Origin of the sequence: Amycolatopsis melonis (assembly GCF_040064235.1) — a bacterium.
Lineage (GTDB): Bacteria > Actinomycetota > Actinomycetes > Mycobacteriales > Pseudonocardiaceae > Amycolatopsis > Amycolatopsis melonis.
Genome location: NZ_JBDZYD010000002.1, coordinates 282,179 through 305,509, shown reverse-complemented (window position 1 = coordinate 305,509; position 23,331 = coordinate 282,179). Strand labels below are relative to the sequence as shown.

Annotated in this window: 20 protein-coding genes; 4 read left to right on the top strand and 16 right to left on the bottom strand. The window is 70.7% G+C overall.

What is annotated here, in order from left to right:
- Positions 1–117 precede the first annotated feature (117 nt).
- The 16 genes from ABJI51_RS05930 to ABJI51_RS05855 all read right to left on the bottom strand — a co-directional run bounded on the left by ABJI51_RS05930 (position 118) and on the right by ABJI51_RS05855 (position 18,409).
- Positions 118–1,404, bottom strand: coding sequence for a UDP-glucose dehydrogenase family protein (locus ABJI51_RS05930; RefSeq protein WP_348948064.1), 1,287 nt, complete (start codon positions 1,402–1,404; stop codon positions 118–120).
- A gap of 37 nt (positions 1,405–1,441) precedes the next feature.
- A complete protein-coding gene (locus ABJI51_RS05925) occupies positions 1,442–2,506 on the bottom strand; it encodes a glycosyltransferase family 4 protein (protein ID WP_348948062.1) in 1,065 nt (354 codons plus the stop codon).
- A gap of 28 nt (positions 2,507–2,534) precedes the next feature.
- On the bottom strand, positions 2,535–4,310 hold the full coding sequence (locus tag ABJI51_RS05920) for an asparagine synthetase B family protein (protein ID WP_348948061.1): 1,776 nt from the start codon (positions 4,308–4,310) through the stop codon (positions 2,535–2,537).
- A gap of 59 nt (positions 4,311–4,369) precedes the next feature.
- Positions 4,370–5,281, bottom strand: coding sequence for a 2-hydroxyacid dehydrogenase (locus tag ABJI51_RS05915; protein ID WP_348948059.1), 912 nt, complete (start codon positions 5,279–5,281; stop codon positions 4,370–4,372).
- 47 nt (positions 5,282–5,328) lie between these two features.
- A complete protein-coding gene (gene mtnP, locus ABJI51_RS05910; protein WP_348948057.1) occupies positions 5,329–6,222 on the bottom strand; it encodes an S-methyl-5'-thioadenosine phosphorylase in 894 nt (297 codons plus the stop codon).
- Positions 6,219–6,518 (bottom strand): acyl carrier protein, encoded by a 300-nt coding sequence (locus tag ABJI51_RS05905; protein ID WP_348948055.1) that lies wholly within the window; start codon positions 6,516–6,518, stop codon positions 6,219–6,221. Before ABJI51_RS05905 ends, mtnP begins: the two co-directional genes overlap by 4 nt.
- A 26-nt stretch (positions 6,519–6,544) precedes the next feature.
- On the bottom strand, positions 6,545–8,149 hold the full coding sequence (locus tag ABJI51_RS05900; RefSeq protein ID WP_348948053.1) for a B12-binding domain-containing radical SAM protein: 1,605 nt from the start codon (positions 8,147–8,149) through the stop codon (positions 6,545–6,547).
- 20 nt (positions 8,150–8,169) lie between these two features.
- Positions 8,170–9,180, bottom strand: a complete 1,011-nt coding sequence (locus tag ABJI51_RS05895) for a Gfo/Idh/MocA family protein (RefSeq protein WP_348948052.1) — start codon at positions 9,178–9,180, stop codon at positions 8,170–8,172.
- Positions 9,181–9,194: 14 nt separating this feature from the next.
- Positions 9,195–10,028 (bottom strand): sugar phosphate isomerase/epimerase family protein, encoded by an 834-nt coding sequence (locus tag ABJI51_RS05890; protein ID WP_348948050.1) that lies wholly within the window; start codon positions 10,026–10,028, stop codon positions 9,195–9,197.
- Positions 10,025–11,098 (bottom strand): Gfo/Idh/MocA family protein, encoded by a 1,074-nt coding sequence (locus ABJI51_RS05885; protein WP_348948048.1) that lies wholly within the window; start codon positions 11,096–11,098, stop codon positions 10,025–10,027. Before ABJI51_RS05885 ends, ABJI51_RS05890 begins: the two co-directional genes overlap by 4 nt.
- Positions 11,095–12,342 carry a hypothetical protein gene (locus ABJI51_RS05880; RefSeq protein ID WP_348948046.1) on the bottom strand — a complete coding sequence of 416 codons (1,248 nt, stop codon included), beginning with the start codon at positions 12,340–12,342 and terminating at the stop codon, positions 11,095–11,097. Before ABJI51_RS05880 ends, ABJI51_RS05885 begins: the two co-directional genes overlap by 4 nt.
- A gap of 159 nt (positions 12,343–12,501) precedes the next feature.
- Complete coding sequence (locus ABJI51_RS05875; RefSeq protein ID WP_348948044.1) at positions 12,502–13,980, bottom strand: amino acid adenylation domain-containing protein; 1,479 nt, start codon at positions 13,978–13,980, stop codon at positions 12,502–12,504.
- Positions 13,977–15,110, bottom strand: coding sequence for an acyl-CoA dehydrogenase family protein (locus ABJI51_RS05870; protein ID WP_348948042.1), 1,134 nt, complete (start codon positions 15,108–15,110; stop codon positions 13,977–13,979). The genes ABJI51_RS05875 and ABJI51_RS05870 overlap by 4 nt, the downstream gene beginning before the upstream one ends.
- Positions 15,111–15,184: 74 nt before the next feature.
- The gene (locus ABJI51_RS05865; RefSeq protein WP_348948040.1) at positions 15,185–16,288 is read right to left on the bottom strand and encodes a streptomycin biosynthesis protein; all 1,104 of its coding nucleotides are present in this window, start codon (positions 16,286–16,288) and stop codon (positions 15,185–15,187) included.
- Between the two features lie 262 nt (positions 16,289–16,550).
- Positions 16,551–17,447 (bottom strand): ABC transporter permease, encoded by an 897-nt coding sequence (locus ABJI51_RS05860; protein ID WP_348948038.1) that lies wholly within the window; start codon positions 17,445–17,447, stop codon positions 16,551–16,553.
- Positions 17,444–18,409 carry an ATP-binding cassette domain-containing protein gene (locus ABJI51_RS05855; protein WP_348948036.1) on the bottom strand — a complete coding sequence of 322 codons (966 nt, stop codon included), beginning with the start codon at positions 18,407–18,409 and terminating at the stop codon, positions 17,444–17,446. The genes ABJI51_RS05860 and ABJI51_RS05855 overlap by 4 nt, the downstream gene beginning before the upstream one ends.
- A 301-nt stretch (positions 18,410–18,710) precedes the next feature.
- Here ABJI51_RS05855 and ABJI51_RS05850 point away from each other — a divergent pair, with 301 nt between their 5' ends.
- Genes ABJI51_RS05850 through ABJI51_RS05835 form a run of 4 tightly spaced genes read left to right on the top strand, consistent with a single transcriptional unit; the run spans position 18,711 to position 23,211 of the window.
- Positions 18,711–20,150, top strand: coding sequence for an NDP-hexose 2,3-dehydratase family protein (locus ABJI51_RS05850; protein WP_348948034.1), 1,440 nt, complete (start codon positions 18,711–18,713; stop codon positions 20,148–20,150).
- 32 nt (positions 20,151–20,182) lie between these two features.
- Positions 20,183–21,304, top strand: a complete 1,122-nt coding sequence (locus tag ABJI51_RS05845; protein ID WP_348948032.1) for a DegT/DnrJ/EryC1/StrS family aminotransferase — start codon at positions 20,183–20,185, stop codon at positions 21,302–21,304.
- A gap of 49 nt (positions 21,305–21,353) precedes the next feature.
- On the top strand, positions 21,354–22,574 hold the full coding sequence (locus ABJI51_RS05840) for a methyltransferase domain-containing protein (protein ID WP_348948030.1): 1,221 nt from the start codon (positions 21,354–21,356) through the stop codon (positions 22,572–22,574).
- Positions 22,575–22,605: 31 nt separating this feature from the next.
- The gene (locus ABJI51_RS05835) at positions 22,606–23,211 is read left to right on the top strand and encodes a dTDP-4-dehydrorhamnose 3,5-epimerase family protein (protein ID WP_348948028.1); all 606 of its coding nucleotides are present in this window, start codon (positions 22,606–22,608) and stop codon (positions 23,209–23,211) included.
- Positions 23,212–23,331: the final 120 nt, after the last annotated feature.

Below are 23,331 nucleotides of genomic sequence, written 5' to 3'. Positions count from 1 at the left end.
TCCTGTCACGGACCATCGACAATTGTTCGGTCGCCGTCAGATCATGTAAGTCGCTCACAAGAACACTATAGGGAACAAATATGCGGTTGAGAATTCCCGGCGGACACCCGGAAACCCTCAGGCAGCAGCTTGCCTGCCGATTCCACGCCAGCGCAGTCCGGACCTTTCGAGAACGGCGGGATCGAGGTGGTTGCGGGCGTCGAAGACCAGGCCGCCGTCCATCAGGTCGGCCACCGCGGGCCAGTCCAGTTCGCGGAACTGGGGCCACTCCGTGACCAGCAGGACCGCGTCGACCTCCTTGACCGCCAGGTAGGCGTCGCCGACCACGGTGATCCGGGGCAGCTCGCGGTGGACCGCCGGGTCGTGGGCCACGACTTCGGCGCCCGCGTCGGCCAGCAGCTCGGCCACCTGGAGCGCCGGTGAGCCGCGCAGGTCGTTGGTGCCCGGCTTGAACGCCAGGCCCAGCAGGCCGATGCGGGCGCCGTCCAGTGGCTTGCCGAGTTCGTCCGCCAGCCTGCGCACCACCCGCCTGCTCTGCCGGGCGTTGTCGTCGACCGCGGCCTGCAGCAGGTCGAACCGGACGCCGCGGCCCTCGGCCAGCCGCAGCAGCGCCGAGGCGTCCTTGGGCAGGCAGGGCCCGCCCCAGCCGGGACCCGGTCTCAGGAACGCCTGCCCGATCCGGGGGTCGTGGCCCATTCCGGCGGTCACCGCGTCGATTTCCGCGCCGAACGTCTCGCACAGTTCGGCCACGGCGTTGACGTAGGACAGCTTGACCGCGAGAAAACAGTTGGCCGCGTATTTGATCAGCTCCGCACTCGCGGCGTTCGTGCAGACGACCGGCGCCCGCAGCGGCGAATACAATTCGGCGATCCGGCGGGCGGCCGGTTCGTCGGCCGAGCCGACGACGATCCGGTCCGGGTGCAGGAAATCGTGCACCGCCGAGCCCTCGCGGAGGAATTCCGGATTGCTGACCACGGCGACGTCGTCCCGGCCGAGCAGCCGCCGAACCCACTCGGCGGTGCCGACCGGGACGGTCGACTTGTTCACCACCACGCAGCCCGCCGGCAGCAGCGCTCCCAGCTCGGCGGCCACCGACGCCACCGCGGACAGGTCGGCGGTGCCGTCCGCGGCCATCGGCGTCGGCACGCACAGGAACACGGCCTCGGCGTCCTGCACCGCCGCGGCCGCCCCCACCTCGAACGCCAGGGTGCCCGCGGCCAGCCCGGCCGCGACCAGCTCCGGCAGCCCGGCTTCGAGGATGTCCACCTTGCCCGCGCGCAGCCGGGCGATCTTCCCGGCGTCCACGTCCGCGCACACCACGCGGTGGCCGAAGGACGCCAGGCAGGCTCCGGTGGTGAGCCCGACATAGCCGGCCCCGACGACCGTGATGCGATGGATCGACACGTCCACACTCCCAGCTCCGCTCCGCGAGCGGCGAAGTTCAGCGCGCTCCGGCGATGTACCGGTAGGCGTCCAGATGTTCGCGTCCGGAAACCGCCCAGTCGTAGTGGTCTTCCAGCGCACGACGGCGTTCCGGACGCCGGTGCGTGAACGCCTCCCGCAGCACGCCCGCCCGGATCCCGCCCCGGTAGGTGTGCACCCAGTCCCGGCCCACGGTTTCCTGCAGCTCGACGAACGCGCCGTGGGACGGCACGACCACCGGGCAGTCGTAGGACAGGGCCAGCAGCGCGCTCGCCGAGTTGAACACCGACGAGCTGGCCAGCACCATCGCGTCGGCCGCGCGCAGGTAGTACTGCATGTCGGAATCGGCGATGTAGCCCAGATCGAGACGGACCGACGGGGTGCGGTCGCATTCGTCGCGCACCTGCCGGGCGTAGCCGGGATCGAGCGCGTCCCCCGCGATCAGCAGGAACCTTCCCGGGTCCTCCCCCAGCTCCCGGAAGGACCGCACGAGCGGGACGATGTTCTTGTACCGCCGGATCATGCCGATGGCCAGCAGGATGCGCGCGTCCGCCGGAAGGCCGAGTTTCTCCCGCGCCTGCGCGGTCGACACGCCGTCGTCGGGGTAGAGACAGCGGTAGCCGCCGGGCCGGATGACCCGGTGCTCGGCCGCGCGGATCGCCGGGTACTCGCGGAGGAACTCGTCGAGCAGGCTCTGCGAGGAGCAGACGGCCAGGTCGACCAGCCGCGAAAACTCCGCCACGAACAGGTCGACCACCCGGTCCGACTCGTGCGGGCGGAGATTGTTCAGCGTCCACACCACTTTCGTGCCGCGCCGCCGCGCGGCACGCAGCTGCAGCAGCAGCCTCGCCGCGTCGGCGGCGCACACGGCCGCACCCCGGTCGCGGCGGACACACCACTCCGGCCAGTTGATGTGGACGACGTCCCAGTGCTCCCGCCGCAGCGCGGCCGCGGAAAACGGCTCGACGACCACGTCACCGGCCTCCCGGACCGCCGCGTACAGCAGCGGCAGGTCCCGGTTGCCCCCTGCCTCGCTGGACAGGTGGGCCACCAGAATCTTGAGCGGCTTCCCCGGCTTGCTCACCCGCGACCTCCTCGGTTGGCGACGGCGGTCAGGGCCCGACCGGGCTGGCGACGTCGTCGAAACTCCCCATGCGCAGCGCTTCGTACTCAAACAACGTGATCGCCCCGTAGAGGGACCGGGCCATCGGCGCGCGCTGCTCCGGGCTCGTCCGGTCGCTCATGACGGCCTCGAACGCGGGCCGGCTGACCACGTTCCACAGCGACGAGGACGTCCGGTCCAGGCACCGGGCGGCGACGTCGTGGCGCACGTCCTCGAGGATGCGTGCCCGGAAGCCCAGCGGGTCGCGCCCGGAGTTCTGCAGCACCTTCTGCCGGGCGTAGCCGTGGCACAGGTTCAGGTAGGGCAGCTGCGAGCGCCACTTCCCGGACGGGTGGTTGGCGATGTCCTCGCCCGGCGCCAGCAGCTGGAACAACCGGTAGTGCAGCGGCTCGGAATAGCGCTGCACCGGCGACATCGAGAACGCCGCCCGCAGCCACGGCCGGGTGGACAGCGGCGCGAACACCGGCACCGGGTGGATCTTGTGCGCGTTCGGCGCCGCCCACCGGCCGATGAGTTCCAGGGTGAGGAAGGCATCCGAGAGGACGCCCGGTGCCGTGCCCCTGGCCAGCACGTCGTCGGCGAACTCCCGCAGGCGGCGGCGGATGGTCGCGGTGCCTTCGGCGGTGAGCAGGCCGTCGGCGTCCTTGGCCTGCTTGTCCACGAACCGGGCGCGCAGCGCGCCGCGCCGGAACTCCAGGAGGTCGCGGGGCATGCCGTAGAACGACCGGCCGATCGCGCCGCCGACGCCCCACAACGACACCGGCGCGGCCACCGGCGGCCGCATCAGGTCGCTGGCCTGCCACAGGCTGACCATGCCGTCGTTCTGGGCCAGCAGCTGACGGCAGACGCGGTGCCAGTTCCGGCGCAGCTCGTCCTCGGGCAGCGGCGGGATGTACCGGCGGTCGATGCCGTAGGTGTCCGCGATCCGGGCGCTGACCTGCACGTCCGGGCTGTCCGGTGCGCCGCCGGTGATGTAGACGGTGTCGACGTCGCCGGCGCGCAGCAGCATGAACAGCAGGCGCGAGTCGAGCCCGGAGGTCAGCCCGGACTCGACCCCGCCCAGCCAGCCGCCGACGGTCGCGCACCGGGCGACGAGGGCGTCGCGCAGCGCGGGGATGTCGACCCGGGCGCGGGGCAGGCCGAGGATCCGCAGCGGATCCCGCGGCTTGGCGAAGACCGGCTCAGTGTCCGGGCGCCACGACCAGTGCGCGCCGCCCGGCACGGTGTTCACGCCGGTGAGCAGCGTCCGTTCCCCGGTCACCCAGCCCACCGACAGGAAGGCCGTCGCGGCGTCCTGGTCGATCGTGGTCTTGCCGGCGAGCCGGGCCAGCGGCTCGACCCGGTTGGAGACGAACCAGCCGTCCGGGGTGCGGCACCAGTGCAGCAGGCACAGCCCGAGCGTGTCGACGGCGATGTCGAGGGTGTCCGCGGTCGCGTCGACGAGCGCGAACTGCCCGTCCAGCTCGGGGTCCGCGCAGAGTTCGCCCGGCGGCTTGGCCGCCAGGACCGCGGCGGTGACCACGGAATCACCGGACGCGCTGAGCGCGACACCGTCCACGAGGGACACCCGCCCGGGCGTGCGCTCCTCGGCGGTGGCGGGCCCGTCCCCGCTCACCCAGGCGACGTGCACCGGCCCGGCCCACTCCGTCTCGCGGATCCCGCGGCCCGGCGCTTCGGGGAACTCGCGGGCGTAGTCCCGCAGTGTTTCCACCGCGCGGGCGCGGACCTCGTCGTTCGCGCCCCACGATGCCAAGAACAATGTCATTGGTCGGCTCCCGACTCTCTGGCGAAAAGCTCGTCGATTCCGGCGGACACAGGTGCTCCTCACAGCACTCGATGCACCACCCGGCCTTCGGCGAGTGCGCACAGCGTGTCCACCCAGGTCCGGCTGCGCCGCTGCACCGCTTCCCGCGTGTACCACCCGCGCATCCCGGTCAGGACGGTGTTCGGCAGGTCCGCGTACCGGGCCGGATCGCCCATCACGTCGAGTCCCGCGCCCGCGATCCGGCCGGTGGTGAGCGCGCTCGCGAGCGCGGCGAAGTCGATCAGCCCGTCCGCGGAGATGTTCACCACGACCGAATCCCGCTTCATCAGCGAGAACTCCGCCGGGCCGAGCACCGGCCCCGCCCCGGCGGCCAGCGGCAGGGTCAGGAAGACGACGTCGGCGGTGGCGAGCAGTTCCGGCAGCTCGACCTGGCGCGAGCCGGGGACGTCCCGGCGGCTGCGGTTGACGTGGAGCACGCGCATGCCGAGACCGTGGGCGAGGGCAGCGACGCGGGAGCCGATGCCGCCTGCCCCCACCACGCCGGCGACCAGCCCGGACAGTTCCCGGGCGACGAGCCCGCCGGTCGCGGCGCCGGAGCGGGCCGCGGCGTCGAGCCGGGGCAGGTGCCGGACGACGCCGAGCATGAGCGCGACGGCGTGCTCGGCCACCGAGGAACCGGTGTAGTCCGGCGTGTTGTGCAGGCGCACGCCGTGGCGCACGCAGTAGTCCCGGTCGATGTAGTCGACCGCGGTGCTCGTGGTCAGGATGTCCCGCAGTCCCGGCAGCGCGCCGAGCTGGGTGGCAGTGAGGTCCGGGTCGGTGTGCGCGGTCACCAGGGTCTCCACCTCGGGCCGGGGGCCGGGGCCGCCGGTCCAGTGCGGGTCCCAGATCGGCCGCGTCACCCGCTCGACCCGGGCCCGCAGGTCCTCGGGCAGCTCGTCGCGGGACATCGCGAGCAGCACGGTCTTCACGGCCAGCCACCTCGTCACAACGTTCGGCAGGGTTTCGGCGGCCCGGGTCAGTGCCCGGACGGCAGGTACTTCCCGAGCAGCACGCGATAGCGTTCGGCGGCACGGGCGGGCAGGTTCTCCAGCGATGTGTTGATCGAACTGGCGAGCACGTTCTGGCACGCGCAGTCCGGATCGGGCTGCTGCTTCGCCAGCAGCGTGGTGAGCGTCGCCTTCGCCGCTTCGCTGTTGCGCCGCATCACTTCGACGACCGCGTGCGCGGTCACGTCGTCGTGCCCGTCGAACCAGCAGTCGTAGTCGGTGACCAGGCACAGCGAGGCGTAACACAGCTCCGCCTCCCTGGCCAGCTTGGCCTCGGGGATGGCGGTCATCCCGATGAGGTCGAAGCCGAGACGGCGGTGCAGCTCGGACTCGGCCCGCGTGGAGAACTGCGGGCCCTCCATGCAGCAGTAGGTCCCCGACTCGTGCACCTTCGCCGTGGTCGCGCGCCCGGCGGCTTCGACGAGCGACTGCCGCAGCCGCCCGCAGTACGGTTCGGCGAACGCCACGTGCACGACGACGTCCTCGTCGAAGAACGTGCTGCCGCGGTCGACCCGGGTGCGGTCGACGAGCTGGTCCGGGACCACCAGGTCGCCCGGCGCGTAGTCCTCCCGCAGGCTGCCCACGGCGCTGACCGCCAGGATCTGCCGGACGCCGAGGCTCTTCAGCGCGTGGATGTTGGCCCGTGCCGGAATCCGCGACGGGAGGATGTGGTGGCCCTCGCCGTGCCGGGGCACGAACGCGACCCGGGTGCCGGACAGCTCGCCGAGGACCAGCTCGCCACTGGGGTCGCCGTACGGCGTGGCGACGCGGACCCGCCGCACGTCCGTCAGTGCGTCCAGCGCGTAGATCCCGCTGCCGCCGATGATCCCGACTTCGGCCTGCTGCTCAGGGCCGCTCGTCACGCCGTGCCCGCCTTCCCGGCCGGCACCTTGGCACCGTCCTGCTGCTGTGCCCGCATCCGCTGCACCATCGCGGTGATGCTGGCGAGGTCCTTGAAGTTCCTGCCGACCACTTCGTCGGAAGGCACCTCGATCCCGAACCGTTCGGACAGGAAGCCGACCAGCCGCATGGTGGACATGGAGCTGAGCACGCCCCATTCCAGCAGCGGGGTGTCCGCGGTGACGTTCGCGTTCACCCCTTCCAGCACCTCGTCGACCAGAAACTTCCGGATCGTTTCCAGGACGGCCGCGTTCTCCATGAAAGTCCCTTCGTGGGCATGACGGTTCAGGCGGGCAGGTCTTCGGGTTCACCGGTTCCGGGAGCGAATTCGACGCCTTTGCCGCGCAGCACTTCCAGCTGCCGCGTCACGCAGCCGGCGGCTTCGTCGACGTCGTCGTAATCGCGGGGCACCATGGCCAGCCGCTCCAGTGCTTTCTCCACGACCAGATTGCCCTTCCGGTCCGCCGTCGGCAACAGCGGACGCGCGTATTCGCGCTGCCACAGCGACACGACGGCGTGGTCGTTCTTGCGGCGCACTTCGTCCAGCGTCTCCAGCTGCAGCCGTTTCGCTTCTTCGCTGTCCATGCCGATGTGCGACCACGCGGAATCCGGGGAGAGCGGGTCGTCGACGGTGATCTGCAGCTCTTCGCGGTCTTCCCAGAGCGGCATCGTCTCGTCGTTCACCGAGAACACGTACAGGCCGAACCGGCCGTCGAACTCGTCGACGAGGAACCGCCTGGTGTCTTCGAACGCCTCGGCGTCCTCACCGGGATAGCCGATCATGAAGCACATCCCGTATCCGATGTCGCTGCCGCTGAGCAGTTCGAACGCGCGGCGGTTCTGTTTCGCCGTCACCCGCTTGCTCATCCGCTTGAGCGTCTGCTCGTTCATCGACTCGAAGCCGATTTCCAGATGCGTGCAGTTGGACGCGACCATCCCGTCGATGAACTCCTGGTTCTTGACCGAGTTCGCCCGGGTGAAACACGACCACTGGGGAACCCCGGATCCGGGCAGGATCCGGTGCAGCTCCCGCAGCCGGGTGGGTGGCACGGTGAACGTCGAATCCATGGCCGTGATCTGCTTGACGCCGTTCTCCCCCGCGTAGCGGAGCCAGTCGTCCTTGATCTTCTGCGCCGACTTGTACCGCCATTTCGGCGACGCGGCCGGGAACGAGCAGAACTTGCAGTCGAACGGGCAGCCGCGCATCGACTCGTACGGTGCGACGTCGAAGACGTGCGGGAACGACGGCGAGGGGAACGCGTCGAGGTCGACGTATTCGATCGCGTTGATCCGGATCCGCTCGCCGTCGCGCCACACCAGGTTCGGGACCTTGGACAGGTCTCCGGACACCCGGAGCTCGTCGAGCAGCATCGGCAGGGCGATTTCCGCGTCACCCCGGACGGTCGCGGTGATCTCCGGGTAGGCCTGCATGATCACCATGTACTTGAGGTTCGTGTACTGCCCGCCGACGACGACCGGGATGCCCGGGCAGTGCTCGGAGATCCAGCGCATCACCAGCGCGATCATCTGCTTGTTCCAGATGTAGGTCGTGGACAGCAGCACCAGGTCGATGTCCGGGGGCACGGACACCTCGTTGCCCTCCCAGACCTCCTTGAGCGGGATCTGGGTGTAGGCGTGCTTGGAGCCCTGCAGGATGGACTCCAGCGTGAACGTGGTCAGGTGCGGGTCCACCCCCGGCGGGCGCAGCAGCGGCTTCCGGGCGGCACCGTCGGCGAAGGAAAGGTCGGACAGCCGGAGCCGGGGCGCGCCCGACCGGGCCAGGATCGCCTGGATCCGCTCGTCCGGCTGTTTCCGGAACAGGGACGACTCGCCGAAGTAGTCGGACGTGCGGTAGGTCGGGCCGAGCCCGGAAAGAAGCAGCGCGTGCATGGTGTCCCTTCGCGGAGGAATCAGGTCGCGGCGTACAGCTCGGCCAGGAGGCGCACCATCCCGACGCCGACGCCGGCGGGCACGGCCATCGGCGTCCCGTCCCGCACCGCGGCCGCGAAGTCGGCGATCTGCCGCCGGTGCGAGACGCCGTAGTAGCCGATGCCCGGCGGCGGTGGCTCGACCTCCCGGGCGCTCAGTGCCCTGGCCCGGCGTTCGAGTTCCGCGTTGCCGGTCGCGCGGTGCACCGCACCGGGGTGGTCGATGTCGAGGCTCACCGTGCCCCGGTCGCCGACGAGGTCGATGCGCGTGCGCCACTCGGTGGTGCTTCCGACGGTGACCTGCAGCGTCACCGGGGTGTCGCCGGCGGCGAGCAGGGCGGCCAGCGTGTCCTCGGTTTCGATCACGCCTGCCAGCGCGGTCGTGTTCGCCATGGCGGCACGGACCACCAGGTCGCCGCACAGCAGCCGGGTCACGTCGAGGCAGTGGTAGCCCTGGTTGATCAGCGCCGAGCCGCCTTCCCCGGCGCGGGTGCCGCGCCAGTAGCTGTCGCTGTAGTACTCCCGCTCGCGGCTGGCCTCCAGCGACGCCCGCACGAACAGCAGGCGGCCGAGCAGGCCGTCGTCCAGCCATTCCCGGACGGCCAGCACGACCGGGTCGTACCGGTGCTGGGACACCGCCGACAGCACCCGGTCACCGGCCGCGGCGAGCCCGGCCAGCCGTTCGGCGTCGGAAACCGTCAGGCACAACGGCTTCTCGACCAGGACGTGCTTGCCCGCGAGCAGCGCGCGCTCGGCGAGCGCGGCGTGCTGCGCGTGGTCCACGGCGATCGACACGCTGGTCACGCCGGGGTCGCCGAGGACGTCGCCGACCTCGGTCGTCCAGTGTGTGATGCCGTGGTCGGCGGCGAACTGCTTGGCCGTCACCGCGTCCCGGTCGCAGGCCCAGGCGAGTTCGTAGCCCTCCAGCGCGCGGAAACCGTCCACGTGGTTCGGGGCGACGCGCCCGCATCCGATGATGGCGTGAGCCGGCATGGCAGGCACTCCGTTCAGCCTCGGCGGTGGGACTTCAGCTGCGCGGGCACGCCCGGCAGCACCGTTTCCGCCTCGGCCAGCTCGGGGTGCCACCACTTCTCCCATTCGAAGGAGAACCAGCCGTCGAACCCGGCGCCGGTGACCCAGCCGACGATGTCGCCGACCGGCACGTCACCCTCGCCGAGTGGCACGTACCGCCACTTCCCGTCCTCGTGCACCATGTCCTTGATCTGCAGGTAGGCCAGCCGGGAGCGCACGTTCTCCCACGTCTGCGCCGCCGGCTCGCCCTCGAGGACCGGGTTGCCGAGGTCCCACTGCAGGGCAGCCTCCGGAACGTCCACACCGGACAGGACGTCGGCGAGGAAGCGGCTGGAAGTGATGCCGCGGGTGCCCGCGCGGTCCCAGCCGCAGTCGTGCAGTTCGAGCGCGATCCGCACGCCGGTGTCGCGGGCCTGCGGCTGGAGCGCGACGAGCGCCTCCTGCGTCCACTGCCGCGCGTCTGCGTCGGCCACCGACTCCGGGTAGGTGCCGGCGAAGACCCGCAGGTGCTCGGCGCCGAACGCCGCCGCGAGCCGGAGCATGCCGCGGGCCTCGGCGAGCATCTTGTCCCTGGCCTCGCCCGGCTCGGCGGTCAGCTGGATGCTGCTGTCCAGCGCGGGGACGCCCAGCCCGGCCGCGGCGGTCGCCTTCGCGATGGTCTTCGCCGTCTCCAGCGGGAAGTCGGCGCTCACCATGGCACCGTCGATCAGCCGCCATTCGACGCCGTCGTAGCCGAGCGCGACGGCCTGGTCGACGGCGTGCTGCCACGACCAGCCGGGGCAGGCGATCGTGCTGTACGCGAGCTTCATCGGACATCCTCCGCGATCGGGGTTTCCGTCAGGGCCGGGCGGCACTGGTCCAGCACGGCCAGCTGACGCCGGATTTCGGCGAGCGGGATCGGCACGGGGGCGGTGCCGCGCAACGCCGGCGCGAGTTCGGTGTACATCCGCACGTGGCTGTCGGCGTACGCGTCACCCGCCACGCTGGCTTCTTCTTCCACCCACGGCAGCTCTTCGGTGTCGTAGGCGCGGCCTTCGGCGGGGGCGGCCGAGGCGGTCCGCGGCGGCAGCGCCGCGGGGTCGAGGTACCGCCAGCGGACTGTGTCCCCCTCGGCGACAAGCGTGCCGTTTTCGCCGAGGACCAGCCACTTCGGCTGGGGGTAGGCGCAGGCGTTCGTCAGCTCGATGTCGGCGACCAGGTCGTCCCAGGCGAGCACGATCTTGACGTGGTCTTCGGCGCCGCCCGCCGACAGCGGGGTGGCCCGCATCCGGCAGAACACCTCCGGCGGGCCGCCGGCCCCGGCCAGGGTCAGCACGTGGTCGACGGCGTGGCTGCCGTCGTTGTTCAGCGTGCCGCCGCCCAGCTCGGGAATGGTCTGCCAGTCCCACCGCCGCCGGAAGGCGTGCCAGTGCGTCTTGACCTCCACCAGCTTCCCGAGCTTGCCGGAGGACACGACGTCCCGCACGGTCCGGAACAGGAGGCTGTAGCGCTGGTTCTGGCTCGCGAACAGGATCCGCCCGGCCCGCTGCGCCGCCGCGATCATCGCGTCGGCTTCGGCGAGCGAGGTGGCGAACGGCTTTTCGACGACGACGTGTTTGCCGTGCTCCAGCGCCTGCACCGCCAGCTCGGCGTGCGTGGCGCTCGGGCTGGTCACGACCACGACGTCGACGTCGGCCGCGGCGGCAAGGCCCGCGTAGTCCACATAGGACGTACAGCCGAATTCGGCGACGGCTTCGGCCATCCGGTCCGCCACCGGGTCGTGCACGGCCACCACGCGGTAGTCGGCGGGCAGCGTGGCCAGCGTGCGGGCGTGCAGGTGCCATCCCGCGCGCCCGAGCCCGGCGATCCCGACGCGGACCGGTGCCGCTCCCGCGCTCATCCCGTGACTCCGACCGCGTCCGCGACCGACTTGGCCACGTGGCGGACTTCCTCGGCACCGGACGGCCCACCGAACAGCTCGCCCACCAGCGCGGCCTGTGCCGCGGCAACGCGGGAGCGGTCCCGGCGCGCCTCGGCCATGCCGTCGGCGAGCGAGGCGACCATCGCCGACCAGGCCGAGGTCCGGCGGGTGCGGTGCGCCTCGAGCTGGACGATGAGCGACTTGGTGTCGGCGGAGATGTCGTCGTCGGTGCGGTGGTCGGTCCGGATGCTCATCAGCCCTTCGGCGTACCGCGGCGCGCTCGGGTCCGGGGTGACGAGCCGGTAGTTCGCCAGGTGCGCGTAGTGCTGTTCCGGCAGGAAGATCACCGGCGCGCCATACGCGGCCGCTTCCAGGATCGTGGTCAGTCCCGGCGGAGCGAGGCAGCCGATCGCGTGGTTGAGGTGCTTCAGGACGCCCTCGTGGTTCAGCGGCACCGCCTCGAACCGGGCGGGCAGCTGCCCCGCGGCCGCGGCCAGGACCTCGGGGTTGCCGGTGACCACCATCTGCTCATCGGCACCGCACAGCGCGGCGGCTTCGTCCACCAGTGCGCAGGCCGACCGGACCCAGGACAGCGCCAGCTCGATCGACACGACCGGGCTGAGCAGCCCGCTGGTGGTCACCAGCCAGGAATCCGGCTGTGCGGGCGCCCGGTGGCCGAGATCGAGCACCGGGTCGATCAGGCGCACGTTCGGATGTCCGCGCAGCTTCTCCGCGCGGGCCGACGCGCCGGGCGCGCGCTGCACGCACGCGGTCGTGCACAGGTGGTGGGCGAGGTACTGGCTCGGGTGCATCTCCACGTCCGCCATGACCTGCAGGGCCTGCCGGGCACTGGCCGCGCCGACGATGGCCTCCGCCGTCGGGCGCAGCTGCTCCTCCGAGAGCCCGGCCCAGTCCCACATCCAGTACAGGCTGTCGACGTAGACGCAGGGCAGGCGATGGTAGGCGGCCCAGGCCACCAGGAACGGGTCCATGACGCTGATCGCGGCGTCGAAGCCCTCCGGGGACACCTCGGCGAGGTCGGTCATGGCGGCCACCGGCGTGATCGACGCGTACGTGCCGCTGTTCGACCGGGCGAAGGTGAGCGCCGCGTCATGGCCGAAGAAATGACTCGTCCCGCCGTGGCGGCCGATCTCCGAACAGATCGCGTGCAGCTTGGCGGACGGGCCGTAACCGAACGCCTCGGCGCTCGTGATGATATTCAATGCACTTTCCTCTCCGGAATCGGATGACACGATGACCGGTCACCGTTTCCGACGAAGTGAACGGCACCGGAGGAAATATCCGGCCGGTCCGGCAGGACGAATTCTGCCATCCGGACGGGAAACGTTCCACTGTGCAGGCTCCGGCGCCGGATGGAATCACTAGCCGGTCGCGAGCAGCCGTTTCCGGTCGACCTTGCCGTTCTGGTTGCGGGGCAGCTCGGAGACCCAGCGGACGACGTCCACGATCATGTACCGGGGCAGCGATGCCGCACAGTGCCGTTTGACGTCGAGCAGGTCGGGCGCCTGCGCACCACCCGGGACGGCCCACGCCACCAGCCGGGCCGCGAGGCCCTCCCCCTCGACCGTCACCGCCGCCTCGGCAATGCCGGGGTGGGCGTGCAGCGCCGCCTCGATCTCACCGATTTCGATGCGGTGACCACGGAGTTTCACCATGCCGTCCCGCCGGCCGAGGAAGCGGTACGCGCCGTCGGCGCCGAGGACGACCCGGTCCCCCGTCCGGTACGGCCTGCCCGCCTGGGGCGGGTGGCCCCAGTAGCCGAGCATCACCGTCGGCCCGGCGACCACGAGCTCGCCTTCTTCGCCGACGCCCGCCTCCCGGCCGTCGTCCCGCTCGGCCCAGACCCGGTCCCCGGAACAGGCCCGGCCGATCGGCACCTGGTCGTAGTCGTCGTCGGGCAGCACCGGGACTTCCTGGAAGGTGCAGACGTTCGTTTCGGTCGGGCCGTAGAGATTGAGGAACCGCACCTGCGGCCAGCGGTTCCGCAGTTCCCGCAGCTGCCGCACCGGATACGGCTCGCCCGCGTAAAGAACCGCCCGCAACGGGCCCGGTTCCAGGTCGCGCAATCCGCCGTCCCGCGTCATCAGCTGCAACGCCGACGGAACGGAATACCAGACGGTGATCCGCTCCTCGCGCAGGAACGCGACCAGCTTTTCCGGAGCGTAGGAATGTTCGTGCGGAACCAGGTGCACCGAGGCACCGGCGCGGAAGGCGGCGTAGATGTCGAGCACCGAAAGGTCGAACTGCGGCGGTGCGTGGTTGGCGAACCGGTCGGCGGGACCGGCGCCCAGCTCGGCGGCGGCCCATTCGACGAACGCCAGTGCGTTGCCGTGCGAGAGGCAGACCCCTTTCGGCGTCCCGGTGGAGCCGGAGGTGTAGAGGATGTAGGCCAGATCGTCCGGCCCGGCGGGCACCGGCTCCGGCCGCCCGCCGGTCTCCTCCGGCCATTCTTCGAGGAGGACCGGCCCGCGTCCGTCCCCGGCCAGGCCGTGCGCCCGCAGTGCCTCGGCGCGCGCCGGGGTGGTCAGCACCACCGCGGCCGCGCAGTCGGTGATCACCGTGGCGGCCCGGTCCACCGGGCCGAGCGGGTCGACCGGCACGTACCCGGCCCCCGCCCGCAGCACGCCCTGCATTGCCGCGACGAGGCGGGCCGACTTGTCCAGCCAGAGGATCACCCGGTCACCGCGCCGGACGCCCCGCGCCTGCAGGGTCGCGGCGATCCGGTCCGCGAGGACGTCGAGCTGCCGGTAGGTGAGCCGGCCGTCGGGACCCGCCACCGCGAGCCGGTCGGGGAACCGGCGGGCGGCGGCGATCGCCGGCTCGTGCAGCCCGCCGGTCACAAGCCCAGCTCCTTGGCGATCCGCTCCAGCTGCATCTCCGAGGTGCCCGAAAAGATCGTGCTGGGCACGGCGTTGCGCAGTTCCCGCTCGATCCCGACGTCGGTGCGCACGCCCTTGCCCGCGAACAGCCGGACCGCCGACAGCGCGGTCTGCACCGCCGCCTCGCTCACCACGTACTTCGCCATCGCGATGTCCGTCGTCGCCGGCTCGCCGCGGTCCAGCCGCCAGCAGGCCCGGTACAGCAGCAGCCGGGCGGTCTCCAGCTGGATCCGCATCTGCGCGATCCGGTGCGACACCGCCTGGTTCGCGCCGATCCGCTTGCCGAACTGCTTGCGCTCCTTGACGTGCTGGACACACCGGTCGATCAGCCGCGCCATCTGGCCGAGGTACGCGGCGAACAGGCAGCTTCGCTCCCACCGCATGGAGGCGTGGAAGACCTCGGCGCCCTGGCCGTCCCTGCCGAGCCGGCATTCGGCGGGCACCCAGCAGCCGTCCAGCACGATCGAGCTGGTGGGGCAGCTTTCGAACGCCAGCGTGTCGAACGGCTCGCCGAGGGTCAGGCCCGCCGTGCCGCGCTCGACGACGAAGGCGGACAGGCCCATGTGGCCGAAGCTCGGCTCGGTGTGCGCGTAGACGACGAACACGTCGGCGTCCGGGCCGTTGCTGACGAACGACTTGGTCCCGCTGATCCGGTAGCCGTCGCCGTCCCGGACCGCGACCGCCTTGCCCGCCATCGCGTCGGACCCGGCGTCCTCCTCGGTGACGGCGTTGGCGCCGACCCACTCGCCGCGGCAGAGCTTCGGCAGCACCCGCTCCCGCAGCGCCGGGCTGCCGTACTCGACGATCGGCATGGTGCAGGCAAAGAGGTGGGCCATCGCCGAGAAGACCAGCCCGAGATCCGGGCAGCCCCGGCCGAACGCCTCGACCGCCCGCGCGGAGGTGAGGAACCCGTATCCCTGGCCGCCGTACTGCGGGGGCACGGACAGGCCGAGCAGGCCGAGGTCGGCGCAGCGCCGCCACTGCTCGCGGGTGAACGGCCGCGCCTGCTCCGGCGGGGCGGGCCAGCTCTGCGTCGCCGCCAGAATCTGCTTGAAGACCTGTTCGGTCTCTTCAGGCCAGGTGAAGTCCATGACGTTGTCTTCCTCCGAGTTCTCCCCGGTGCCGGCGCACCCGGCCCCTGCCCAGCTGGTGACCTGCGCGTTCGCTACTCCGTGCCCGCGCCGTCGCAGGCGAGTAAAGGATTTCCCGGCCGGCGGAAGCCGGCTTCGAGTTCTTCGGACTGCTGCCTGGTGCCGTTCTCGACGTGGGTCGCGAACTCCTTCCAGGCGTCGGCGTAGATGTGCAGGAACTTCGCGATCGTGGCCTGGCCGTGCGGCGGCACGTCGCCGGCGATCTGGTGCCAGGCGGCCATGCCCGCGAGGTGCTGGTCGAGCCAGCGCAGCAGCGAGCGGCCCTTCTGGCTGAACCGGAACGCCGGGTCCTTCTTGAGGCTGTCCAGGATCGCGCTGAGTTCGCTGTGCGGGATGACCGAAGCGGGTGCCGTGCGGGGCAGCGGGATGCCGTCGACCGGCTCCGGCCTGCGACGGCGGCGGTCGGGGACCGGCCCCTTCCCCTCCTCGATCCGGCGGCGCACGTCGCGGACGGTGGCCGGGGAGATCCCGGCCTCGCGGGCGATCGACCGCAGCGACGCGCCGGGGTTCCCGACGAGCAGCTCGTACGCCTTCTCCCGGCCGGCGGCCGTGTCGACCGGGCGGGTCCGCCCGTCCTGGCCCACCCGGCTGCCCGGCTGGGCCGCCTGCCCGGCCGAGCGCTTGCGGATCTGCGCGACGGTCGCCGGGGCGATCCCCGCCATGGTCGCGATCATCCGGTTCGACCACTGGGGGTGCGAGGCGACGATCCGGGTGGCGGCCGCGCAGCGGTCGGCCGAGGTGAGCGGCAGGCCGTGCGTGACGTTCAGCCGGACCGCGAGGACGAAGGCGTCCTTGTCGTCCCCGTGGTAGATCCTGGCTTCGATCATCCGGTGCCCGCGGACCCGCGCGCAGTGCACCCGGTGCATGCCGTCGATGACCTTCATGGACGGCCCGTGCACGACGATCGGGGGCAGCGGGTCCTCCGACCCGGCCAGCACCTGCGTGTGCTCGGCGTCCTCGCCCGCGCTCCTCGGCGAATCCGCCGGCCGCAGCGACGCGATGTCCACCCACGTGGTCGGGCAGCCGTCCAGCTGGTCCTTCACCCACTGCTCGTGGGCCGCCGCGCCGGTTCTCCCCTTTTCCGGTTTTCCGCTCCCGTGCGCCAGACCGTCACTCAAACCTGCCCCCATGCCGGATGAACAAAGGAAGAACGATTGCCCTGCAATGGATTTGCGGCGGCCATGTCCCAGTCACCGAAAACGTTTTCAGCGACGAGGCGGGCCCGGGACGAAGACCGTCCATGACGTGCCAACCATGCAAGCCCCCATCGACCGTCGCATCGTCCCTGCCTTCAATCTGTACACGTCCGCCGGAACGATGTCCAACGATCACCGAAAGGTCCGGTTGGCGGCAACTCCCCAACCGGCGGTTGTCCCGTGGCTATTTCCGGTTGTAGAGGCGCATGGTGGCCGTGCCGAAGACCGCGACGCACACCGCCGCGGCCACCAGCACCCAGGTGACCTCGCTTCCGTCCCACCGGCCCGCCACCGCGGCCCGCACCGCGGAGACCAGGTGGGTGACCGGATTGATCCCGACCACGGCCTGCAGCCAGCCCGGCATCGTCTCCGGGGCGACGTAGACATTGCTCAGGAACGTGAGCGGGAACAGCAGCATCGTGCTGATCCCCATCACCGACTTCGCCGAGCCCAGCAGCAGCCCGAACATGGTCCAGATCCACGAGAAGGCGAACGAGAACAGCAGCAGCAATGCCAGCCCGCCCGCCACACCGGCGATTCCGCCGCCCGGCCGGAAACCGAGCACCAGGCCGACGACCATGATGACGACGGCGGTGACGGCGTACCGGACGAGATCGCCGAGCAGGTACCCGACAATCGGCGCCGGCCGCCAGATCGACAGCGTCCGGAACCGGTCGAACACGCCTTTCCCGAGGTCGGTGTTGAGCGCGACACCGGTGTACATGGTGATCAGCAGGACGCTGTTGGTCATGATCCCGGGCAGCAGGTACTGCAGGTACGCCCCGGACGAGCCGGCGATGGCGCCGCCCAGCAGGTAGGTGAAGGTCAGCGTGAGCATGATCGGGAACAGGGTGGCGTCGATCAGCTGCTCCGGCGCGTGCTTGATCTTCAGCAGCGCCCGCCAGCCGAAGGCCGCCGCGTTCGAAAGGGCCCCAGGCGACGGCGGGCGGCGACCGGCACCCAGCACGGAGACCAGCCGGTCGGTGGCGGGCGCGGACTCGGCGTGGCCGCCCGCGGATCCGGCGTGGCTACCACCAGCGGCCGGCACGGATCCGGCGTGGCTGCCGTCGGCCGTGGTCATGCCACCACCTCCCGGGCTCGTCCGGTGAGGGCCAGGAACACCTCGTCCAGGCTCGGCTGGCCGAGCGAAAACGCATCGACGGCGATCCCCGCACCCGCCAGCGCGGCGAGTGCCCGCGACGACAGCGCTGCCGCGTCCGGCCCGCCACCGGGCAGCCGCGCCGTCAGGGCGACCGGATCGGCGTCGAACTCCACCTCGGCACCCAGTGTTTCGGCGAGGACAGCTCCGGCCGCGGACCGCTGGTCCGGCGCCCGCAGCCGCACGTGCACCGCGCCCGCCCCGACCGAGGCCTTCAGCTCGCCCTTGGTGCCCTCCGCGACCACTTTCCCGTGGTCGAGCACGGCAATCCGGGAAGCCAGCCGGTCCGCTTCTTCGAGATATTGTGTCGTCAGCAACACGGTGGTATTTTGTGCGACAATTGCCTTCACGATATCCCAGACGTGATTGCGGCTGCGCGGATCCAGCCCGGTGGTGGGCTCGTCGAGGAAAAGCAGCTCCGGTGTGCTGAGAATGCTCACGGCGATATCGAGCCGCCGCCGCATGCCGCCCGAATAGCTCTTCACCTGCCGTCCCGCCGCCTCGGCGAGGCCGAAGGCGGCGAGCAGCTCGTCGGCCCGGTCGCGCGCGGCGGCGCCGCGGTGGCCGAGCAGCCTGCCGACCAGCCGCAGGTTCTCCGCCCCGGTCAGGTCTTCGTCGAGCGAGGCGTACTGGCCGATGAGGCTGATCCGCCGTCGCACGGCGGCGGCCTCGCGCACCACGTCCTTGCCGAACACCCTCGCCTCGCCGCCGTCGGGCCGCACCAGGGTGGCCAGCATCCGGACCACGGTGGTCTTGCCCGCCCCGTTCGGGCCGAGCAGGCCGTACACCGTGCCCGCGGGCACCGTGAGATCCACCCCGTCGACCGGGCGGGTGTCCCCGTACACCTTGACCAGCGCGTTCGTTTCGACGGCCGGTTCACTCATGCGAGAGGCCTTCCCTTCGTGCGGTCCGGCGGAAAACTGTTCAACTGAACAGATCATCCGGTTGAACGGCGATCAAGAGCACCCGGCCGCCCCCGCCCACCATGGGACAAATCGCGGAGGCGATCAAGTGCCGCGGCGCCCGCGGCGGCTGCCATATACGCCATCCCGCCGCCGGAGACAACGGCGCCGGAAAACGGGTGAGCGACGTAATTCGACCACCTGGATTGCCGCAACTCGCGCCATTAGGCTGCCGGGAGAATCGCGAGCCGACTCATTTTCCGACGGCGAGAGGAGTCCCGGCGTGTCCGCATCCGGAACTGTCGACAGCGGTCTGCTGCAGAACGCGTCCGGCGAAACGTCGCGCCGGTTCTGGGAGTCGGCCGCGGCCACCGGCAGCCCGGTCACGCCGACGGCGAAGTTCCACGAGTGGTTCGCCGAATGCCGCCGCCGCAACGAATACCGGGTCACGCAGGTGGCGTTCGACGACCTCGACGGCTGGTCGTTCGAGCCGGACACCCGCAACCTCGTGCACCGCAGCGGGCGGTTCTACTCGGTGCAGGGCCTGGAGGTCAGTACCGACCGCCGGAAAACCGGCCGGTGGACCCAGCCCATCATCGTGCAGCCGGAAATCGGGATACTGGGCATCCTCGTCAAGGAGTTCGACGGCGTCCTGCACTGCCTCATGCAGGCGAAGATGGAACCGGGGAACGTCAACACCCTGCAGCTTTCCCCGACCATCCAGGCCACCTACAGCAATTACACCAGGGTGCACGGCGGGAACTCCATCCCGTATCTCGAACGGTTTCTCACCCCGCGCAGCGACCGGGTGCTCGTCGACGCGCTCCAGTCCGAGCAGGGCTCGTGGTTCCTGCGCAAGCGAAACCGCAACATCGTCCTCGAAACCACCGAGGACGTCCCGCCGCACCCGGACTTCTGCTGGCTGGCCATCGGCCAGCTGCACGAGCTCATGCGGATCGACAACCTGGTGAACATGGATGCGCGGACGGTGCTGTCCTGCATCCCGTTCGCCGCGCCCGCCGGGCAGGCACGGGAACACCGTGGGGATCCCTTCCGCGCGGCACTGGCCACTTCGCTCGACCCGGATCAGCAGGCGCTGCACGACCGGGCCGGCCTGCTCAGCTGGTTCACCGAGTTCAAGGCGCGGCACACCCTCAGCCAGCGCCTCATCCCGCTGGCGGACCTGCGGAACTGGACGTGCACCAGCAAGGACATCCGCCACGAGGACGGGAAGTTCTTCTCCGTGATCGGGGTGGACGTCCACGCGAGCAACCGCGAGGTCACCCGGTGGGCCCAGCCGCTGCTCGCCCCCAGCAGCCAGGGCGTGCTCGCGTTCGTCACCAAGAACGTCGACGGCGTGCTGCACATCCTCGTCCAGGCCCGTACCGGGGCGGGCACGTACGACGTCGTGGAGATGGCCCCGACGGTGCACTGCGCACCGGCCAACCACGACCCCGGCGCGCGGCCACCCTTCCTCGACTACGTGCTGACCGCCCGGCCGGACCAGATCCGGTACGACGTCATCCATTCCGAAGAGGGCGGCCGGTTCTACCACGCGCAGAACCGCTATCTCGTCGTCGAGGCGGACGACGACTTCCCGATCGACGTCCCCGGCGACTTCATCTGGGTGACCGCCCAGCAGATCGTCGATCTCAACCAGCACGGGAACTACTTCAACGTGGAGGCGCGGAGCCTGCTGGCCGCGCTGCACACCCTCTGGTGACACCGCGCATGCCGAACGTGGAAAGGGTACCGATGGCCACTCGCGTATGGGACTACCTCCCGGAGTACGAGAAGGAGCGGGAAGACATCCTCGCCGCGGTCGAGACCGTGTTCGAATCCGGGCGGCTCGTCCTCGGCGACAGTGTCCGCGGCTTCGAGGAGAGCTTCGCCGCCTATCACGGTTCGCCGCACTGCGTCACGGTCGACAACGGCACGAACGCGGTGAAGCTCGCCCTGCAGGCGCTGGGCGTCGGCCGCGGCGACGAGGTGATCACGGTGTCGAACACCGCGGCGCCGACCGTGGTGGCCATCGACGCCATCGGCGCGGTACCGAAGTTCGTCGACGTCCGCGAAGAGGACTACCTGATGGACACGCGGCAGGTCGCGGACGCCATCACGCCGCGGACCAAGGCGTTGCTGCCGGTGCACCTCTACGGCCAGTGCGCCGACATGGCCCCGCTGACGGAGCTGGCGCGGGAGCACGGCCTCGCGGTGCTCGAAGACTGCGCACAGGCGCACGGCGCCCGCCACCACGGCCGGATGGCCGGGACGATCGGCGACGCCGGCGCCTTTTCCTTCTACCCCACCAAAGTCCTCGGTGCCTACGGCGACGGCGGTGCCGTCCTCACCGGCGACCAGGAGGTCGCCGAGCGGCTCCGGCGGCTGCGCTACTACGGCATGGCCGAGCGCTACTACGTCGTCGAGGCGCCCGGGCACAATGCCCGGCTCGACGAGGTGCAGGCCGAGATCCTGCGCCGCAAGCTCGGCAGGCTCGACGACTACATCGCCCGCCGCCGCGCGGTGGCGGACCGGTACACCGAGGGCCTCGCCGGCCTGACCGGCCCCGGCGGGCTGGTCCTGCCGGAGGTGAACGACGGCAACGAGCACGTCTACTACCTGTACGTCGTGCGCCACCCGAAGCGCGACGAGATCATCGAGCAGCTCAAGGCCTACGACATCTGGCTCAACATCAGCTATCCCTGGCCGGTGCACACCATGACCGGTTTCGCGCACCTCGGCTACCGGCCGGGGTCGCTGCCGGTGACCGAACGGCTCGCCGGCCGGATCTTCTCCCTGCCGATGTACCCGTCCCTGCCGCCGGACCGCCAGGACAAGGTGATCGCCGCGCTCCACGAGGTGATCGGCCGCCTGTGACCGGGAGGAGGACCCGCTGCCACGCCACGACGACCACCGGAGGAGCCGCATGACCACGACGTGCAAAGTGTGCGGGAACGACGTCACGGAGTTCCTGGACCTCGGACGGCAGCCGCTGTCCGACGCCTTTCTCACCGGCGACGAGCTCGACCGGGAGTTCTTCTACCGGCTCGCGGTCGGCCACTGCCGGTCCTGCACGATGGTGCAGCTGGTCGAGGAGGTCCCCCGGGAACGCATGTTCCACCACGACTACCCGTACTACTCGTCCGGGTCCACGACGATGCGTGCCCACTTCGAGCAGACCGCGCAGGACTTCCTGCGGACCGAGCTGGCGAAGCCGGACGCGTTCGCGGTGGAGATCGGCTGCAACGACGGGGTGATGCTGAAGACGATCGGCAAGGCGGGCGTGCGGCATCTCGGGTTCGAGCCGTCCGGCCGCGTCGCCGACGTCGCGCGGTCGCACGGGGTCCAGGTGCGCACGGACTTCTTCGAGGAAGCCACGGCGGTCGAGGTCCGCGCCGAACACGGCCCCGCGTCGGTCATCTACGCGGCCAACACGATCTGCCACATCCCCTACCTGGACTCGATCTTCCGCGGCGTGGACGCGCTGCTGGCCGAGGACGGCGTGTTCGTCTTCGAGGACCCCTACCTCGGCGACATCGTGCGGAAGGTCTCGTTCGACCAGATCTACGACGAGCATTTCTTCTTCTTCACGGCGCGTTCCGTGCAGGCCGCGGCGAAGCGGTTCGGGTTCGAGCTGGTCGACGTGCGACGACTGCCCGTGCACGGCGGCGAAGTCCGGTACACGATCGCCCGCGCGGGGGCCCGCCGGCCCAGCGCGGCCGTCGACGCCCTGCTGGCCGAGGAAAGCGCCGCGCAGCTGGCGGAAGCGGCGACCCTGCGCGAGTTCGCGGCGAACGTGGCCGGCATCCGCGACGACCTGGTGAGCCTGCTCCGCTCCCTGCGCGCGGAAGGCCACCGGATCGCCGGGTACGGCGCCACGGCCAAGAGCGCCACGATCACCAACTTCTGCGACATCGGGCCCGATCTGGTCTCCTACGTGTGCGATTCCACGCCGGCGAAACAGGGCAGGCTGACGCCCGGCAAGCACCTCCCGGTGAAGCCACCGGAGGCCTTTTCGGACCCCTACCCCGACTACGCCGTCCTCTTCGCGTGGAACCACGCGGAGGAGATCATCGCCAAGGAACACCGGTTCCGCGAGGCGGGCGGGCGGTGGATCCTCTACGTGCCCACGGTCCGGATCGCCTGATTCCGGCGCCCTCACCCCTGGGAGCTGCCCCATGATTGCTCGGGAGCTGATGATTCCCGGCGCGTTCGTCTTCGAGCCCGAGGTCTTCCCGGATCACCGTGGTTCCTTCGTTTCCCCGATGCAGGCGTCCGAGTTCGTCAAGGCGGTCGGGCATCCGCCGTTCTTCGTTGGCCAGGTCAGCCACAGCGTTTCCCGCCGGGGCGTGGTCCGCGGCCCGCACTACACGCGGACCCCGCCGGGTGTCGCGAAGTACGTCTATTCCCCGTGGGGCAAGGTGCTCGACGTCGTGGTCGACATCCGGCTGGGCTCGCCGACGTTCGGGCACTGGGAGTCGGTGGTGCTCGGCAGCGAAACCCAGTGCGCCGTCTACCTTCCGGTCGGCGTCGCGCACATGTTCGTTGCGCTGACGGACGAATCGGTGATGAACTACCTGCTGTCGTCGGAATACGTCCCGGACAACGAGCTGGCCCTCTCCCCGTTCGATCCCGAGCTCGGCCTGCCCGTCCCGGACGACATCACCCCGGTTCTCTCGCCACGGGACCGGACTGCCCCCACGCTGGCCGAGGCGAAGAGCGCGGGCCTGCTGCCGCACTACGAGACGTCGATGGACATCGAAGCGGCGCTCTGCCCCTGGTGAAGCGCCTAGGGAGGAACGGTCATGACCCAGTCTCCGGTAAGCCCGTCCGCGGCGGGCCGCCGGGGGCGGAGCCGGGTGAGCCGAAAGGCACTTTCGCCGCATCCGGTGCAGCGAACGGAC

Coding starts and splice junctions, on each gene's coding strand:
- ABJI51_RS05920 (WP_348948061.1), bottom strand. CDS start 4,310: ATGACATTGTTCTTGGCATCGTGGGGCGCGAACGACGAGGTCCGCGCC.
- ABJI51_RS05905 (WP_348948055.1), bottom strand. CDS start 6,518: ATGGAGAACGCGGCCGTCCTGGAAACGATCCGGAAGTTTCTGGTCGAC.
- ABJI51_RS05900 (WP_348948053.1), bottom strand. CDS start 8,149: ATGCACGCGCTGCTTCTTTCCGGGCTCGGCCCGACCTACCGCACGTCC.
- ABJI51_RS05895 (WP_348948052.1), bottom strand. CDS start 9,180: ATGCCGGCTCACGCCATCATCGGATGCGGGCGCGTCGCCCCGAACCAC.
- ABJI51_RS05890 (WP_348948050.1), bottom strand. CDS start 10,028: ATGAAGCTCGCGTACAGCACGATCGCCTGCCCCGGCTGGTCGTGGCAG.
- ABJI51_RS05885 (WP_348948048.1), bottom strand. CDS start 11,098: ATGAGCGCGGGAGCGGCACCGGTCCGCGTCGGGATCGCCGGGCTCGGG.
- ABJI51_RS05870 (WP_348948042.1), bottom strand. CDS start 15,110: ATGGACTTCACCTGGCCTGAAGAGACCGAACAGGTCTTCAAGCAGATT.
- ABJI51_RS05860 (WP_348948038.1), bottom strand. CDS start 17,447: ATGACCACGGCCGACGGCAGCCACGCCGGATCCGTGCCGGCCGCTGGT.
- ABJI51_RS05855 (WP_348948036.1), bottom strand. CDS start 18,409: ATGAGTGAACCGGCCGTCGAAACGAACGCGCTGGTCAAGGTGTACGGG.
- ABJI51_RS05845 (WP_348948032.1), top strand. CDS start 20,183: ATGGCCACTCGCGTATGGGACTACCTCCCGGAGTACGAGAAGGAGCGG.
- ABJI51_RS05840 (WP_348948030.1), top strand. CDS start 21,354: ATGACCACGACGTGCAAAGTGTGCGGGAACGACGTCACGGAGTTCCTG.
- ABJI51_RS05835 (WP_348948028.1), top strand. CDS start 22,606: ATGATTGCTCGGGAGCTGATGATTCCCGGCGCGTTCGTCTTCGAGCCC.